At 74.9% G+C, this 15,266-nt stretch carries 13 protein-coding genes and 2 tRNA genes; 4 read left to right on the top strand and 11 right to left on the bottom strand.

Translation table 11 applies throughout. The features are described 5' to 3' along the window. The 5 genes from LC193_RS18860 to LC193_RS18840 all read right to left on the bottom strand — a co-directional run bounded on the left by LC193_RS18860 (position 1) and on the right by LC193_RS18840 (position 1,493). A complete protein-coding gene (locus LC193_RS18860) occupies positions 1-435 on the bottom strand; it encodes a MaoC family dehydratase (RefSeq protein WP_086158631.1) in 435 nt (144 codons plus the stop codon). Next, positions 432-905, bottom strand: a complete 474-nt coding sequence (locus LC193_RS18855) for a MaoC family dehydratase N-terminal domain-containing protein (protein ID WP_226075777.1) — start codon at positions 903-905, stop codon at positions 432-434. Before LC193_RS18855 ends, LC193_RS18860 begins: the two co-directional genes overlap by 4 nt. 136 nt (positions 906-1,041) lie before the next feature. Continuing rightward, positions 1,042-1,206 carry a 50S ribosomal protein L33 gene (gene rpmG / locus LC193_RS18850; protein ID WP_004571794.1) on the bottom strand — a complete coding sequence of 55 codons (165 nt, stop codon included), beginning with the start codon at positions 1,204-1,206 and terminating at the stop codon, positions 1,042-1,044. 94 nt (positions 1,207-1,300) lie between these two features. Further along, a tRNA-Met gene (locus LC193_RS18845) sits at positions 1,301-1,373 on the bottom strand. Positions 1,374-1,420: 47 nt separating this feature from the next. Continuing rightward, positions 1,421-1,493 (bottom strand) — tRNA-Thr (locus tag LC193_RS18840). Positions 1,494-1,641: 148 nt separating this feature from the next. On the opposite strand from LC193_RS18840, the gene LC193_RS18835 reads away from it, so the two are divergent. The 3 genes from LC193_RS18835 to LC193_RS18825 all read left to right on the top strand — a co-directional run bounded on the left by LC193_RS18835 (position 1,642) and on the right by LC193_RS18825 (position 5,757). Beyond that, positions 1,642-2,931, top strand: coding sequence for an amidohydrolase family protein (locus tag LC193_RS18835; protein ID WP_226075774.1), 1,290 nt, complete (start codon positions 1,642-1,644; stop codon positions 2,929-2,931). 115 nt (positions 2,932-3,046) lie between these two features. Further along, entirely contained in the window at positions 3,047-5,044 is a 1,998-nt protein-coding gene (locus tag LC193_RS18830; RefSeq protein WP_226075773.1) for a sialidase family protein, read from the top strand. A 53-nt stretch (positions 5,045-5,097) separates the two neighbouring features. Further along, positions 5,098-5,757 carry an NAD(P)H-binding protein gene (locus tag LC193_RS18825; RefSeq protein ID WP_226075772.1) on the top strand — a complete coding sequence of 220 codons (660 nt, stop codon included), beginning with the start codon at positions 5,098-5,100 and terminating at the stop codon, positions 5,755-5,757. Between the two features lie 125 nt (positions 5,758-5,882). On the opposite strand, the gene LC193_RS18820 is transcribed toward LC193_RS18825, so the two are convergent. After that, a complete protein-coding gene (locus LC193_RS18820) occupies positions 5,883-6,689 on the bottom strand; it encodes an SAM-dependent methyltransferase (RefSeq protein ID WP_226075770.1) in 807 nt (268 codons plus the stop codon). 431 nt (positions 6,690-7,120) lie between these two features. Here LC193_RS18820 and LC193_RS18815 point away from each other — a divergent pair, with 431 nt between their 5' ends. Then, positions 7,121-8,380 carry a sialidase family protein gene (locus LC193_RS18815; protein ID WP_226075768.1) on the top strand — a complete coding sequence of 420 codons (1,260 nt, stop codon included), beginning with the start codon at positions 7,121-7,123 and terminating at the stop codon, positions 8,378-8,380. Positions 8,381-8,469: 89 nt separating this feature from the next. Here LC193_RS18815 and LC193_RS18810 read toward each other — a convergent pair whose 3' ends face one another. The 5 genes from LC193_RS18810 to LC193_RS18790 are packed head-to-tail and all read right to left on the bottom strand — an operon-like array spanning position 8,470 to position 15,194. Then, the gene (locus LC193_RS18810; protein WP_226075766.1) at positions 8,470-9,390 is read right to left on the bottom strand and encodes a dihydrodipicolinate synthase family protein; all 921 of its coding nucleotides are present in this window, start codon (positions 9,388-9,390) and stop codon (positions 8,470-8,472) included. After that, positions 9,387-10,406, bottom strand: a complete 1,020-nt coding sequence (locus tag LC193_RS18805) for an oligopeptide/dipeptide ABC transporter ATP-binding protein (RefSeq protein ID WP_226078725.1) — start codon at positions 10,404-10,406, stop codon at positions 9,387-9,389. Before LC193_RS18805 ends, LC193_RS18810 begins: the two co-directional genes overlap by 4 nt. Before the next feature lie 5 nt (positions 10,407-10,411). Continuing rightward, positions 10,412-12,622, bottom strand: coding sequence for a dipeptide/oligopeptide/nickel ABC transporter permease/ATP-binding protein (locus tag LC193_RS18800; protein WP_226075764.1), 2,211 nt, complete (start codon positions 12,620-12,622; stop codon positions 10,412-10,414). After that, positions 12,619-13,578, bottom strand: coding sequence for an ABC transporter permease (locus LC193_RS18795; RefSeq protein ID WP_226075763.1), 960 nt, complete (start codon positions 13,576-13,578; stop codon positions 12,619-12,621). Before LC193_RS18795 ends, LC193_RS18800 begins: the two co-directional genes overlap by 4 nt. Further along, complete coding sequence (locus LC193_RS18790) at positions 13,575-15,194, bottom strand: ABC transporter substrate-binding protein (protein WP_226075759.1); 1,620 nt, start codon at positions 15,192-15,194, stop codon at positions 13,575-13,577. Before LC193_RS18790 ends, LC193_RS18795 begins: the two co-directional genes overlap by 4 nt. Positions 15,195-15,266: the final 72 nt, after the last annotated feature.

Raw genomic sequence — 15,266 nt, 5'->3', positions numbered from 1 at the left:
TCAGGCCAGCCTCACCACGGCGCGGGCCATGCCGAGCACCTTCTGGCCCGCGCTGTGCGCGGTGAGGTCGACGCGGACCGTGCGGGCCTCGTCGTCGAGCTTGGCCGCCACCTTGCCCGTGACCTCGATCAACGCGCCGGTGTCGTCGTCGGGCACCACGACGGGCCGGGTGAACCGCACGCCGTACTCCACGACGGCGGCCGGGTCGCCCGTCCAGTCGGTGAGCACGCGGGCGGCCTCGGCCATCGTGAACATGCCGTGCGCGATGACGTCGGGCAGGCCGACGTCCCGGGCGAACCGCTCGTTCCAGTGGATCGGGTTGAAGTCGCCCGAGGCACCGGCGTAGCGCACCAGCGTGGCCCGGGTGACGGGAAAGGCGGCGGCGGGCAGCTCCGTGCCCGCCTCGACGTCCGCGTAGGCGATCCTGGCGGTCATCGCTCCCCCTCCGTGCCGGGCGCGTCCTCCTGCTTGCGGGCGACCAGCTTGGTGAACGCGGTCACCACGTGCTCGCCCTTCTCGTCGTGCACCTCGCCGCGCACGTCGATCACCTCGTTGCCCGCCATGGAGCGCACCGACTCGATGGTGGAGGTCACCGAGAGCAGGTCGCCGGCCCGGACCGGGCGCGTGTACGCGAAGCGCTGGTCGCCGTGCACGACCCGGCTGTAGTCGAGCCCGAGCGCGGGGTCGCGGATGACCTGCCCCGCCGCCTTGTAGGTGATCGCGAACACGAACGTGGGCGGCGCGATCACGTCCGGGTGGCCGAGCCGCGCGGCGGCCTCCGGGTCGGTGTAGGCGGGGTTGGCGTCCCCGATCGCCTCGGCGAACTCGCGGATCTTCTCCCGCCCGACCTCGTACGGCTCGGTCGGCGGGTAGCTCCGCCCGGCGAAGGACTGGTCGAGTGGCATGAACGGCTTCCTCGGACTCCTGGGAACGCTTCCTCGCGGACCTGCGGGCGGGGCGTGCGGGTGGCCGGAACGCGCGGAGGCCGCCCCCGGCGACGGGAGCGGCCTCGCACGGTGCTTCCTGCTGGCCCCGCTGGGATCAGCGGGTCTCGCGGTGGGCCGTGTGCGCGTTGCAGCGCGGGCAGTGCTTCTTCATCTCCAAGCGGTCCGGGTCGTTGCGCCGGTTCTTCTTGGTGATGTAGTTCCGCTCCTTGCACTCCACGCAGGCCAGCGTGATCTTCGGGCGGACGTCGGTGGCAGCCACGTGAGTGCTCCTTGACGGATGGACGGGTCAAACCTGGTCGAACACAGAGAGAGTAGCCGATCGGAGGACCGACCCCGCAATCGGCTACTGTGCGTAGCGGCGACCGGACTTGAACCGGTGACACAACGATTATGAGCCGTTTGCTCTACCGACTGAGCTACGCCGCCACGAGGCGATCGGCTTCCACGCACGCGCGGAGGACGTCACACCTCAGAGCCCCAAAACGGAATCGAACCGTTGACCTTCTCCTTACCATGGAGACGCTCTGCCGACTGAGCTATTGGGGCGAGCGCTCAAGAGATTACACGTTCTGGCGCCCAAGGCGAAATCCGAAGAGGCGGGAGCAACCGGTCGGGCCGGGGCGGGGCGGCCACGCCGGTACGACTATTTCATCCTCCCCCTCCCCCGCCGCACAGGCCCCTTACGCTCGCCCCGATGCCTGCGATGCCCCCGATGCCCGAGCGCCTCGTGCTCAGCGGAGCCCGGCTCGCCGACGGCAGGACCGTCGACGTGCGGCTCGGCGGCGGCCGGATCGAGGCCGTCGGCCCGCACGGGGGCCTGCCCGCGCCCGCGGAGGCCGGGGGCGCACCGTGCGACCGGATCGACCTGTCGGGCTACCTGCTGCTCCCCGCGCCCGCGGAACCGCACGCGCACCACGCCACCGCGCTCACCGCGCTCACGGCGCTCACCGCGCCCCAGGGGGCCGGGGCGGCGGACCGCGCCGAGGGCCCCGAGGACCCCCAGGGCTCAGGCGCCCTGCGGCGGCGCATCACGGAGGCCGCGCTGATCCAGCTCGGGCACGGGGCGACCGCGCAGCGCACGCACGTGCCCGTCGACGGCGCGCGCGGCCTCGCGGCCCTCGACGCGGCACTCGCCACCGCCCGCGCGCTGCGCGGCCTCGCCGACCTCACCGTCGTGGCCGTGCCCGGCGTGCTGACGGGCCGCGCGGGCGCGGACAACCGGGCGCTGCTGCGCGAGGCCGCCGCGCTCGGCGGGCGCGTCGCGCTGGGCGGGCGCCCGGACCTCGACCCGGACCCGGCGGGCCACGTCGACGCGGTGCTCGGCCTGGCGGGTGCGTTCGGCCGCGCGGTCGACGTGCACACCGACGGCGCGGACCCGGCGGTACTCGAACGGCTCGCGGGCGCGGCGGCCGGTGCGGGCCGCCGCGCGGTGGCCGTCGGCCCGTGCGCGGGCCTCGCACGGCTGCCCGCGCCGCTCGCGGCGCGCGCGGCCGACCGGCTGGCCGCCGCCGGGGTCGCCGTGGTGTGCCTGCCGCAGGGGCCGTGCGCGATGGCCGGGCGGCCGGCGGGCGCGGCGCCGGCCGGGGCGGCGGTGGCGCCGGTGCCGCTGCTGGCCGCCGCGGGCGTGCGGGTCGCGGCCGGGGGCGGCGCGCTGCGCGACGCGGTGCGGCCGGTGGGGCGCGGCGACCCGCTCGAAGCCGCGTTCCTGCTCGCGGCGGCCGGCGCGCGGGACGCCGCCGGGGCCTACGCGGCGGTCAGCGCCGGGGCCCGCGCGGCGCTCGGGCTGCCCGAGGTGCGCGTCGAGGCCGGCTTCCCCGCGGAACTGCTGGCGCTGCGCGGGGACTCGGTGGCCGGCGCGCTCAGCCAGGCGTACAGCCGGCTCGTGGTCCACGGGGGCCGGGTCGCGGCGCGCACCAGCGCGGTCAGGGAGTTCGGCGGTGCGCCGGCGGACGGCCTCGGCCTGCCGCGGCAGGCCACGGGCTGACGATCCGTCACCGCCACGCCAGGAAGCGGGCGTTCTTGTCATGTAATGGGCATTGCCGGGAAACTGCCCTGACATGGGACGTACGACGTCCCTTCTTACGAAAGGGTGTCGAGTCATGGCAGAAACGCCACCCCCGCACCACGCCCACCCCGCGCCGCGCCCCCGCCTGAGCCGCCGCGCGCTGGCCGCCGCCGGCTGCGCGCTGCTGCTGCCTCTGCCCGCCCTGCCGCACGCCGCCGCCGCGCCCGGCGCGCAGAGCGCGCACGCGGAGCGCGCGGCGGGGCAGGCCGGCGCCTCGTTCGAGGAGTCCGCCGCGTTCGAGGAACAGGTCCTGTTCCGGGCCGACCTGGAGGAGGGCTACGCCTGCTTCCGCATCCCCGCCGTCGTGAGCACCGCGGACGGCACGCTGCTCGCGTTCGCCGAGGGCCGCAGGGACAACTGCGACGACGCGGGCGACATCGACCTGGTGCTCAAGCGCTCCTTCGACAACGGCCGCACCTGGGGGCCGCTCCAGCTGATCGCCGAGGGCGGCGGCGACACGCACGGCAACCCGGCGCCCGTGGTGGACACCGAGACCGGGCGGATTCTGCTGGCCACCACGCGCAACCCGGGGCAGGGCAGCGGCAACTGCCCGATCCCCTGCCAGCGCACCCCGTACCTCCAGCACAGCGACGACGACGGCGCCACCTGGTCGCAGCCGCGGGACGTCAGCGAGGCGCTGCGCCCCGACGACTGGAACTCCTGGTACGCGACGGGGCCGCTGCACGGCATCCAGCTCACCGAGGGCCCGCACCGCGGCCGGCTCGTGGTCTCCGTGAACGCCGAGAGCTACGCGAACGGGCGCGTCACCCACAACCACGGCGCCCTCGCCCACAGCGACGACGGCGGCGACACGTGGCGGCTCGGCGCCGTCGACACCTGGCCGATCGCGGCGGACGGCACGTTCCGCCAGAAGCCGTCGGAGATGGCCATCGCCGAACTCGACGGCGGCACCATCTACGTCAACAGCCGCGAGCAGGACGGCACCGACCTCGGCCACCGCAACTGGGCGGTCAGCCACGACGGCGGGGACACCTTCGCCGAGCCGTTCCGCACCCAGCCCGACCTGTACACGCCGCAGGTGCAGGGCTCGCTGCTCAGGCTGCCGAACGACCGGCTGCTGCTCGCCGCGCCGTCCGACCCCGACCGGCGGCGGTCGATGATGGTCCGCTCCTCCTGGGACGGGGGCGTCACGTTCGACAGCGCCGACCGCGGCGCGCTGGTGACCACCGACTGGGCCGGCTACTCGGACATGGTGCTGATGCCGGACGGTTCCGGGACGGTGGGCCTGATGTACGAGGCGGGGCCCGTGGACGCGCGGGACGAGATCCGCTTCGCGCGCTTCACCGAGGACTGGCTCGGGCCGCGCGCCGAGGCGGGCGCGCGCACGCCGGATCTCGCGCCGGGCGCGGAGCCGGCCGCGGTGACCGGCGATGTGGCCGCGACGGCCGGGCGGTTCAGGGGCGCGGCGGCGTTCGGCACCGGCGAGTCGGAGCAGGTGGGCCGCGGGGACGGGGTGCGGCTGCCGTTCCGGGAGCGACTGCCGCTGGGCGACGGCGACTTCACGGTGAGCCTGTGGTTCAGGTACGAGGCGGACGGCGGGGACCACCCGTTCGTGTGGCTGGGCGGGCTCGGCGGCCGGTCGCCGCAGGTGTGGGTGCGCGGCGAGCCGGGAAGCGGGCGCGTGCGGGCGCTGATGACGGCGGTCGAGGGCGGTTCCGCGCCGCGCAGCGCCGAGGTGGCGACGCGGAGCGCGTTCAACGACGGGCGGTGGCACCACCTGGCCCTCACGCGCGGCGGCGGCCGGCTCGCGCTGTCGGTCGACGGCGGCGAGGCGGTCTCGGTGCCGCACGTGCCCGGCAGCGTCAGCAGGAACTCGACGTTCGGCGTCCACCTCGGGCAGCGTCCCGACGACCGGCAGCGGATGGCCGGGGCGCTCGACGAGGTGGTGGTGTACGACCGCGCGCTGAGCGCGCGGGAGCTGACCGCGCTGCGCACGCGGAACGCGCAGCCGCAGGGCCGGCCGGCCGTGGCCCGGCTGCCGCTGGACGAGACCGGCACGGGCGGCGCGTGAGACGCGCCCCGGCCCGGCGGGTGCGCGCCGGGCCGGGGGCGTACGGTCGGGGTATGCGTACAGTCATCGCAGGGGGACACGGAAAGATCGCCCGACGGCTGGAGAAGCTGCTCGCCGGGCGGGGGGACCAGGTGGCCGGCCTGATCAGGAACCCGGACCAGTCGGCGGCGCTGATCGAGGCGGGCGCGGAACCGGTGGTGTGCGACCTGGAGTCGGCCTCCGCCGAGGAGGTCGCCAGGCACCTCGCGGGCGCGGACGCCGCGGTCTTCGCGGCGGGCGCGGGCCCGGGCAGCGGGGCGGCGCGCAAGGAGACGGTGGACCGGGCCGCGGCGGCGCTGTTCGCCGACGCGGCGGAACGGGTGGGGGTGCGGCGGTTCGTCGTCGTCTCGTCGATGGGCGCGGACGAGGAGCCGCCGCCCGGCACGGACCCGGTGTTCGCGGCGTACCTGCGGGCCAAGGGGGCGGCGGACGCCGACATCAGGGCGCGCGCCGGCCTGGACTGGACGATCCTGCGTCCCGGCGCCCTCACCGACGACCCGGGGACCGGGCTGGTGCGGCTCGCCGAGCGGACGCCGCGCGGGCAGGTGACGCGGGACGACGTGGCGGCCGTGCTGGCCGCGCTGCTCGACGAGCCGCGCACGGCGGGTCTCACGCTCGACCTGGTCGGGGGCGACACGCCGGTCTCCACGGCCGTGGACGCCGTGGCGGCCTGACACCGGCCGTCGCCGTGGCGGCCTGACACCGGCCGTCGCCGTGGCGGCCTGACGCCGCGCGCCGGGGCGCGCGCCCGCGTTTCGCGACGCGGCGCGCGCCCGCGGTCGCCCGGCGCGGCCCGGCGTCAGGGTTTGACGGCCAGGCCGGTGGCGATCAGCAGCTGCCAGGACGTCAGCTCGGCGTTCTCCGCGCCGGGTTCGGGGCGCCAGCGGGCGCTGGGCACGATGCCGGGTGCGAGCAGGATGAGGCCGTCGAACAGCGCGTGCAGCTCCGCGTCGGTGCGCCATCTGCCGCGGCCGAGCGAGCTCTGGAGGATCTCCTCAAGGCGCGCGGCCTCGGTGCCCTCGGCGCGGCGGAAGTGGGTGATGAGGAAGAAGCTGCCGGGCGCCACGGACTCGCGCCAGTAGCGCATGACCCCGGCCGGGTCCTCGTCGTCGTTGAGGTGGTGCAGGATGCCGGAGAGGACGACGGCGACGGGTTCGTCGAAGTCGAGCAGCTCCCGGGTCGCCTCGTGGTCCCTGATGCCGGCCGGGTCGCGCAGGTCGGCGTCGATGACGGTGGTGAGGCCGTCGCCTTCGAGCAGGGCCCGGGCGTGGGCGAGGGCCATCGGGTCGTTGTCGACGTAGACGACGCGCGGGTCCTCGGCGTGGCGCCGCGCGACCTGGTGCACGTTGTCGGCGGTGGGCAGGCCGCTGCCGACGTCGATGAACTGGCGCACCCCCGCCCTCGACATCTCCCGGACCGCGCGGACCAGGGCGCGCCGGTTGTCGTAGGCGATGATCCGGGCGCCCGGGATCTTCTTGATGAAGACGTCGCCCAGCTCGCGGTCGACGATGTAGTTGTCCTTGCCGCCGAGCAGGTAGTCGTAGACGCGGGCGATGCTCGGCCTGGTCACGTCGATGCCGGGTAACGTGCCGTCCTCCTCGCTCATGCCCGCTCCCAGCGCCGCGCCGGCCGGCCCGCGCGGGTCGCGGCGCCGTGCCGTTCTCCCACTGTACGACGGGCGACACGCGGGCGGGGCGCGGGAGTTGGCCCGTGCGCGGGGGCGCGCGGGCGGTGCCCGTTCTTGTCGGCACCGGCCGGGCGCCGTAGGGTCCGCGTGAAGGTCGGACGTCCCATATCCGGGTGTTCGCCGTGCGAACCGGGGCGAACGCGGGCAGAAGCGGAGGGACGCGGTCCGCGTCCGCGAACCGGGGCGCGCCGCGCGGCACCCGTCCGACGCGCGTGACCCCTGTGTTCCCGAGCGGCACCGAGCGATCCGGAGCCGCACCGAACGGACGCGAACGGACCCGGAAGCGCTTGAACGAACCGAGTGATCCCGAGTGAACCCGAGTGAACCCGAGTAAAGGAGCCCACGAAGCCATGCATTCCTCGACTCCTGCCCTGCGCGCGCTGTTCGTCACCACGGCGGCGGCGCTCGGCGTGCTCGTCACCGCCGCCGGCACCCTGGCCCACCCGGGCCCCGGCCGCGCCTCCCGCGCGGGCGAGGGCGACGGGCCCGTCTCCCCCGACGCCTCGTCCGTTCCGTACGCCTCGGGCGAGGACGGCTACGACACCTACCGCATCCCGGCCGTCGTGCGCACGGCCGAGGGGGCGCTGCTCGCGTTCGCCGAGGGCCGGGTCGGCGGCGCGGGCGACACCGGCGACATCGACATCGTGGTCCGCCGCTCGACCGACGGCGGGCGCACCTGGGGGCCGCTCACCGTCGTCGCGCGGGGCGAGGGCGACACGCGGGGCAACCCGGCGCCCGTGGTCGACCCGGCCACGGGCCGGGTGGTGCTCGTGACCTGCTTCAACGGCGGGGGCGCCACCGAGGCCGCGATCATGCGCGGCGAGGTCGCCCCCGAGGACAGCCGCCGCGTCTTCGTGCAGACGAGCGACGACGACGGGCGGACGTTCGACGAGCCGCGCGAGATCACCGACGCGGTCAAGCCGGCGCACTGGCGCTGGTACGCGACGGGCCCCGGGCACGCGATCGCGCTCACGCGCGGCGAGCACGCGGGCCGCCTGGTCGTGCCGTCCAACCACTCGGCGGCGCCGCCCGAGGGCTCGCCCGACACCGGCCAGGAGGCGAAGTACTACGGGGCGCACGCGCTGGTGAGTGACGACGGCGGCGACACCTGGCGGATCGGGTACGTGGACGACTCCTACGAGGGCGAGCTGAACGCGAACGAGTCGCTGGCGGCGGAACTGCCCGACGGGCGCCTGTACTTCAACGCCCGGGACCAGAACGGCAGCGCGGCGGGGAACCGGCTCGACAGCTACTCGGCCGACGGCGGCGAGACGCTGGAGCGGCCGTACCGGGTGCAGGCGTCGCTGAACGACGTGCCCGTGGTCCAGGGCAGCGTGCTCCAGGTGGCGGGCGGGCGGCACGCGCCGCTGCTGTTCGCCGGGCCCTCGGACCCGGGGGCGCGCAGGGCGCTCGCGGTGTGGCGCAGCGACGACGCGGGCGCGTCGTTCCGCCGGGTCGCGACGCTGTCCGAGGCGCCCGCGGCGTACTCCGACCTCGTGCAGCTCGACGAGGGCCGCGAGCGTGGCGCGAACGCGGTCGGGGTGCTGTGGGAGACCGGTACGGGCGGGCCGTACGAGCGGATCGAGTTCCGTCGGTTGGCGGACTTCTGACGTTCGTCCGCTTCCGTCCGTGACCGGGAACGACCGGCACCGACCGGTCCCGCCGCCGCGCCGCACCCCGCGGCGCGGCGGCGGGGCGTTCAGAGCAGCCCGGCGGCCGTCAGGTATCCGGCGACGCGGCCGACCTCCTCGTCGGACAGCGGGATCTGCGGCTCGGCGGTCGTGGCGTGGTCGATGACGCCGCGCAGCCGCAGGGCCGCCTTGAACGCGCCGATGCTCGCGGAGCCGCGGCCCATGCGTTCGGCGGACCCGACGTCGACCATGGGGAACAGGGCGAGCAGCCGCTCCTGCTCGCTCCTGGCGCGCTCCCAGTCGCCCGCCGCGCACAGCCGGGTCAGGCGCACGTAGCCGTGCGGGTCGACGTTGCCGAGGCCGGGCACGACGCCGTCCGCGCCCATCAGCAGGGCGGTGTCGACGAGCAGTTCCGAGCCGGTGAGCACGGAGAACCCGGAGATCCCGGCGGTGATGATCTCGCGCAGCGCGGCCTGGTCGCCGCTTGAGTCCTTGATGCCGGCGAGCACCCCGTCGGCGGCGAGCGCAAGCACGAGGTCGGGGTCGAGCTTGGTCTGCACGGCGTCGGGCAGGTCGTAGGCGAGCACGGGAGCGCCGGTGCGCTCGCGGAGCAGCCTGAAGTGCCGTTCGATCTCGGCCGGGTGGGTGCGCGTGTAGAACGGCGCGGTCGCGACGACCGCGTCGGCGCCCCCGGCGAGCGCGGTGCGGGCGTGGTCGAGGACGCGGGGCGTGGTCATGTCGATGGCGCCGGCCAGTACCGGCACCGAGCCGTCGAGGTGCGCGGTGACGGTCTCCACGACGGTGCGGCGCCCGCGGTCGGTGAGGAACGCGACCTCGGAGGTCGAGCCGAGCAGGAAGAGGCCGGAGACGCCGGCTCCCGTGAGGTGGTCGACGAGCCGGAGCAGCGAGTGGGTGTCCACGTCGCCTTCCGGGGTCAGGGGGGTGCAGACGGGCGGGATGACGCCGGTGAGGCGTGCGGGCATGCTCATGAACGCTCCCGGGCGCTCGTGGCCTGGCTGACGAGGTCGTGGGTGGACTCGTGTGCTCCGACGGGGTGATGGCAGCGGTACCGGTGCATGGCGGGAGTTTCCTCCGCGGTCGCGGCGAACGCGGGCATCGACGCGGCGCACGCCGCGTCCGCCTTCCAGCAGCGGGTGCGGAACGGGCAGCCGCTCGGCGGGGTGACCGCCGAGGGCACAGGTCCCACGAGGGGGATGGGGTCGATGGGGTCGAGGAGTCCTGGAGTCGCGGAGAACAGGGCGCGCGTGTACGGGTGCCTGGCCCGTTCGGTGACGTCGGCGGCGGGCGCCTCCTCGACGACGCGGCCCAGGTACATGGTGATCACCCGGTCGCTCATGCGGCGCACGGTCCTGATGTCGTGCGAGACGAACACCATGGCGAGGCCGAGGCGTTCCTTGAGGTCGAGCAGGAGGTTGAGGATCTGGGCGCGGACGGAGACGTCGAGGGCGCTGGTCGGCTCGTCGGCCACGAGGAGTGCGGGGCCGAGCGCCAGCGCGCGGGCGATGGCCACGCGCTGGCGCTGGCCGCCGGAGAGCTGCCCGGGCAGGGCGTCGGCCAGCCGCCCGGGCAGCCCGACCAGGGACATCAGTTCGCGCACGCGGGCGTCGCGCTGCGCCGGGGTGCCGCGGCGGTGAACGTCCAGCGGGTCGCGCAGGACGCGGCGCACCGGGAGGCGGCGGTTGAGCGCGGTGGCCGGGTCCTGGAAGACCATGCCGACGCCGGTGCCGACGAGCTCGCGGCGCTCGGCCGCCGGCATGGCCCACAGGTCGCGGCCCCGGAACGAGACGGTGCCGCGGGCCGGCCGTTCGATGCCGGTCAGCAGCCGGGCGAGCGTGGACTTGCCGCACCCCGACTCCCCGACCACGCCCACGGTCTCGCCGGGCGCGACCGTGAGGTCGGCGCCGGTCAGCGCGTGCACGCGGGCGGAGCGGAACAGGCCGCCGGTGCGGGCGGAGTAGACGACGTGGGCGTCCTCGACGGTCATGAGGGTCACCGCGGTGCCTCGCTTCCTGTGCTGGTGCCGCCGTCCGCGCCGGTGCCCTCGCCCGGGCCCCTGGGGCCCGGCAGGCGGTCACGGGCCTGGGCCTGGGGCGGGGGCGCGCCCTCGCGGGCCGTGTCCCCGGCCGTTCCATGAGTCGTTTCCGTGGCCGTTCCATAAGTCGTTTCCGTGGCCGTTCCGTGGGCCGTTTCCGTGGCCGGGTGGTGGCAGGCCACCAGGTGCTCGCCGCCGGGCGCGGGCACGCGGGGCACGGGGGTGGCGCACAGCTCGTCGGCCAGGGGGCAGCGGTCCGCGAACCGGCAGCCGGGCGGGAAGTCCGCCGGCGACGGCACGACGCCGCGGATCTGCGTCAGCCGCTCGGCCGCCGCTTCGAGGGACAGCACCGAGCCGAGCAGGCCGCGCGTGTAGTGGTGGGCGGGGGCGGCGACCAGGTCGGAGGTCACGCCCGTCTCGACGAGCTGCCCCCCGTACATGACGGCGAGGCGGTCGGTGACGTCCGCGACGAGCGCGAGGTCGTGGGAGACGAGGACGAGGGCGAAGCCGAGTTCCTCGCGCAGCCTCAGCAGGAGCTGGACGATCTGGGCCTGCACGGTGACGTCGAGCGCGGTGGTCGGCTCGTCGGCCACGACGAGGCTCGGGTCGCGCGAGAGGGCCATCGCGATCAGGACGCGCTGCCGCTGGCCGCCCGAGAGCTCGTGCGGGTAGCTGCGCAGGGTGCGTTCTGGGTCGAGGCCGACGAGTTCGAGCAGTTCCGCGGGGGTGCGCCGGCCGCCGCGCCGGACGAGCTGCTTGAGCTGCGCGCGGATGGTCATGGCCGGGTTGAGCGAGGACAGGGCGTCCTGGTAGATCATCGCCATCTCGTGGCCGAGCAGGGGCCTGCGGGCGCGGGCGGGAAGGCCGAGCAGGTCACGGCCGCGGAACGTGACGCGGCCCGTGGCGCGTGCGGTGCGGGGCGCCAGGCCCATCACGGTCAGGGCCGTCAGGGACTTGCCGCAGCCCGACTCTCCGACGAGGCCGAGGACTTCGCCCGGACGCACCTCGAAGGAGACACCGGCCACGACGTCCGTGCCGTCGTGCGCGCCGGCGAAGCCGACGGTCAGGTCGCGCACCGAGAGCAGCGGTTCGCCGGTCGCGGGCGGCCTGGCCCTGGCGCGCAGCCGGGCGCCCGCCGCCGCGAGCCCCGGCAGCGGGAGCACGCCGGTCGCGGCGGCCTCCCGCGCCGCCGCCCGTTCGGCCGCCAGCGCCTCGCGCGCGGGCGCCGCCTCGGGCGCCGGGGCCGCGTCGGGCGCGCCGGCCGGCGCTCCCGGCACGCCCGGCGCGCCGGGTGCCTCGGGCGCGCCGGCCGGGCGCGGGCGGCGCAGGGAGTCCCGCAGGGGGCGGAAAGGGCGGGCGCGGGGCGCGGCCCAGGCGTCGGACACGCCCTCGGAGAGGACGTTGAGGGCGAGCACGGTCAGCAGCATGAGCAGGCCGGGGAAGACCGTGGCCCACCAGCCGCCGAGCAGCACCATGTTCTTGCCGTCGGCGATGACGCTGCCCCAGGAGGGGTCGGGGGGCCGCACGCCCGCGCCGATGAAGGACAGCGACGCCTCGAAGACGATCGCGTCGGCGACCATCACCGTGCAGAACACGAGGACGGGCGCGGCGCAGTTGACGGCGACGTGCCGGATCAGGATGTGCGGGGTGCGGGCGCCGATGACGCGTTCTGCCGTGACGTAGTCCTCGCCGTACTGGGCCAGGACGTTGGCGCGCACGACGCGGGCGATGGGCGGCGTGTAGAGGAACGCGATGGCGCAGATCAGCACGGGGATGCCGCCGCCGAACACGGAGATCAGGACCGCGGCGAGCGCGATGCCGGGGAAGGCCATGACGATGTCGAGGACCCGCATCAGCGTCTCGTCGACCGCCTTGCGCGAGGTCGCGGCCACCGCGCCGAGCACCGCGCCGGCCGCGAGCGCGAGCAGGGTGGCGCCCAGGCCGATGGCCAGCGACCAGCGGGCGCCGTGCACGAGGCGGCTGAAGATGTCGCGGCCGAGGCTGTCCTGTCCCATCCAGTGCTCGCCCGAGGGGCCCTCGTTCGCGCCGGCCTGCGCGTACGGGTCGTGCGGGGCGATCAGCGGCGCGCACAGCGCGGCCAGGCAGATGACCGCCAGGACGGCGAACGCGGCCCTGGACGGCACGGGCAGGCGGGTGAACCACTTCACGCTGCGCTCCTCAGCCGTGGGTTGACCAGCAGGTAGAGGATGTCGATCACGAGGTTGACGACGACGAATCCGGCGGCCGTGGTGAGCACGACGCCCTGGACGACGGCGGGGTCGCCGTTGCGCACGGCGTCGATCATCAACTTCCCCATTCCGGGCAGCCCGAAGATCGTTTCGATGACAACCGCGCCACCGAGCAGGTAGCCGACGCGCAGTCCGAGGACGGTGAGCGGGTTGATGAGGGCGTTGCGCAGCACGTTGCGGCCCACGACGACCACGGGCGGCAGGCCGCTGCCGATCGCCGTGCGCACGTAGTCGCGGTCGAGCTCCTCCACGACGGCCGTCCGCACGACGCGCGTGAGCTGGGCCGCGACCGGCAGCGACAGCGCGAGGGCGGGCATGGTCATCGTCTCCAGCCAGCCGGTGAAGGAGTCGTTCGGGTTGATGTAGCCGCCGGTGGGGAACCAGCCGAGTTCGACCGCGCCGTACTGGATCATCAGCAGCGCCAGCCAGAAGCTGGGCGCGGCCACGCCGGTGAGGGAGACGACGCGGATCAGCTGGTCGGGCAGCCGGTCGCGGTGGACGGCCGCGGCGACGCCGAGCACGAGCGAGAGGACGACGGCGAAGCCGAGGCCGAGGAACGTCAGCTGGAGGGTGAGCGGCAGGGCCGTGGTGACCTGGTCGATGACGGGGTCCCTGGTCAGGACGCTGATGCCCATGTCGCCGGTGAGCAGGTCGCCGACGAAGTCCACGTAGCGGACGGGCAGCGGGTCGAGCAGGCCGTTCTCCTCGCGGAACTGGTGCAGTTGCTCGGGGGTGGGGTTGGCGCCCTGGTAGTAGGCGGAGGCCGGGTCCATGTCCGCGAACCGCATGACGATGAACACGAACAGCACGATGCCGAGCGTCAGCGGGACGAGCAGGAGCAGACGGCGCAGCAGCAGCCGGGCGACGGTCGTCACGAGGCCGCCGCCCTCGCCTGGAGCACGTTGACGCCCGGGTAGGCCAGGGCGCGCACGCCGGTGACGCGGTCGGGGTTCCACGCGGTGAGCAGTTCGTTGTGCACGACCGGGTAGAGCACGGCCTGTTCCGCGATGATGTCGAGGTACTGGTGCGTCAGCTCCAGCTTGCGGTCGGGGTCGCTCTCGCGGGTGGCGCGGTCCATGAGCGCGAACAGCCCGGCCGCCTCCTCGCTGTCGTGCCAGCGCGCGTATCTCATCCACAGGCCGTCGGCCGTGTAGTTGTAGCGCATGATCAGGTCGGCGTCGAGGCCGAACTGGTTGGGGTTGGAGACGGCGACGACCGCCTGGTAGCCCTGGTTCTGGTCCATCTTGCTGAACAGCGCGGAGGTCTCCTGCGGCTCCAGCGTGGTGGAGACCCCGACGGCGTCCCAGGACTCCTTGATGGTCGGCAGGCAGTCCATGAGCCAACTGGCGTTCACCGACATGAGGGTGACGCTCAGGTCGGAGACGCCCGCGGCGTCGAGGAGCGCGCGGGCGCGTTCGGGGTCGTAGGTGTAGACGGTGGCGGCGGGGGCGTGCGCCGGGTTGCCCTCGTCGAGGAACGAGGTGGGGGCGCGGCCGAAGCCCCGCAGGCCGACCTCGATCAGCTGGTCGGTGTCGATGGCGTACAGCAGGGCCTGCCGCACGCGCACGTCGTCGAAGGGCGGGTTGCCGGTGTTGAACATGACGAACGCGTGGTTCATGCCCGCGCCGCCCCGCACTTCGAGCCCGTCGTCGCGCAGCCGCTCCGCGCCCGCGTACGGGATGTTCTCGGCGATCTGGGCGTCGGCGCTGTCGCCCGAGACCATCGCGAGGCGCGGAGCCGCGTCGACGATCGTCAGCCAGTTCATGGTGCGGAACGCGGGCGGGCGCGGCCCGTTGTACGCGTCGTACGCCTCGAACGTGCTGTTGGACTTGGGCTGGTGGGAGGCCAGCCGGTAGGGGCCGGAGCCGACGGCGAGGCCGCCGCTGGCCTGCTCCCAGGCGCCCTCGCGGCTGAAGACGTGCCGGGGCAGGATCTTGGCGATGCCGAGCCGGGCGGCGGCCTCGGGGAACGGGAAGTGGAAGTCGAGGGCGACCGAGCGGTCCCCCGTGGCGCGCGCCTCGCGCAGCCAGGTCGCGAAGAACGAGCGGGTCAGCGGCCGGACTTCGGGGTCGAGGATGCGCCGGTAGGTGAAGACGACGTCGTCGGCCGTGACCGGCTCGCCGTCGTGCCACGTGGCGCCCTCGCGCAGCGTGAACTCCCACGTGGTGGCGTTCCGGTCGGCCGGCAGGGCCGTGGCGAGCGCCGGGTAGGGCTCGCGGGTGACGGGGTCGGTGTCGAGCAGCCCCTCGTAGACGTGCTGGATGCCCGCCATGGCGAACGCGGACGCGGTCTGCGTGGGGTCCCAGCTCTGGTCGTTGCCGTAGCCGATGACCACCGTCAGGTCCATCCCCTCGCCGCCCGCGTCGTCCCCCCAGGTGCCGATGGTGGAGGGCGGGCCCGTGCAGGCGCCGAGCCCCGCGGTGACGGCGCCCGCGGCGGCGAGCGCGCCGGTGATTCTCAGGAAGGCTCTGCGGTCGGGGCGGTGCTGCACGACGCCTCCGTGGGAGTGGTAGCCGGTAGGAGGTCCTACGTTCTACGTCCTAGGTGAACGTAGGAGCGGGCC

It is taken from the genome of Streptomyces marincola (genome assembly GCF_020410765.1).
In the GTDB taxonomy this organism is placed as follows: Bacteria; Actinomycetota; Actinomycetes; order Streptomycetales; family Streptomycetaceae; genus Streptomyces; species Streptomyces marincola.
Note: the sequence above shows the minus strand (reverse complement) of the source record. Positions and strands in the feature narration are given on the sequence as shown.

Bases quoted from the DNA above. Each gene is read 5' to 3' on its own strand.
- LC193_RS18860 (WP_086158631.1), bottom strand. From the start codon at position 435: ATGACCGCCAGGATCGCCTACGCGGACGTCGAGGCGGGCACGGAGCTG.
- LC193_RS18855 (WP_226075777.1), bottom strand. From the start codon at position 905: ATGCCACTCGACCAGTCCTTCGCCGGGCGGAGCTACCCGCCGACCGAG.
- LC193_RS18835 (WP_226075774.1), top strand. From the start codon at position 1,642: ATGCCTGCGATGCCCCCGATGCCCGAGCGCCTCGTGCTCAGCGGAGCC.
- LC193_RS18830 (WP_226075773.1), top strand. From the start codon at position 3,047: ATGGCAGAAACGCCACCCCCGCACCACGCCCACCCCGCGCCGCGCCCC.
- LC193_RS18825 (WP_226075772.1), top strand. From the start codon at position 5,098: ATGCGTACAGTCATCGCAGGGGGACACGGAAAGATCGCCCGACGGCTG.
- LC193_RS18820 (WP_226075770.1), bottom strand. From the start codon at position 6,689: ATGAGCGAGGAGGACGGCACGTTACCCGGCATCGACGTGACCAGGCCG.
- LC193_RS18815 (WP_226075768.1), top strand. From the start codon at position 7,121: ATGCATTCCTCGACTCCTGCCCTGCGCGCGCTGTTCGTCACCACGGCG.
- LC193_RS18810 (WP_226075766.1), bottom strand. From the start codon at position 9,390: ATGAGCATGCCCGCACGCCTCACCGGCGTCATCCCGCCCGTCTGCACC.
- LC193_RS18805 (WP_226078725.1), bottom strand. From the start codon at position 10,406: ATGACCGTCGAGGACGCCCACGTCGTCTACTCCGCCCGCACCGGCGGC.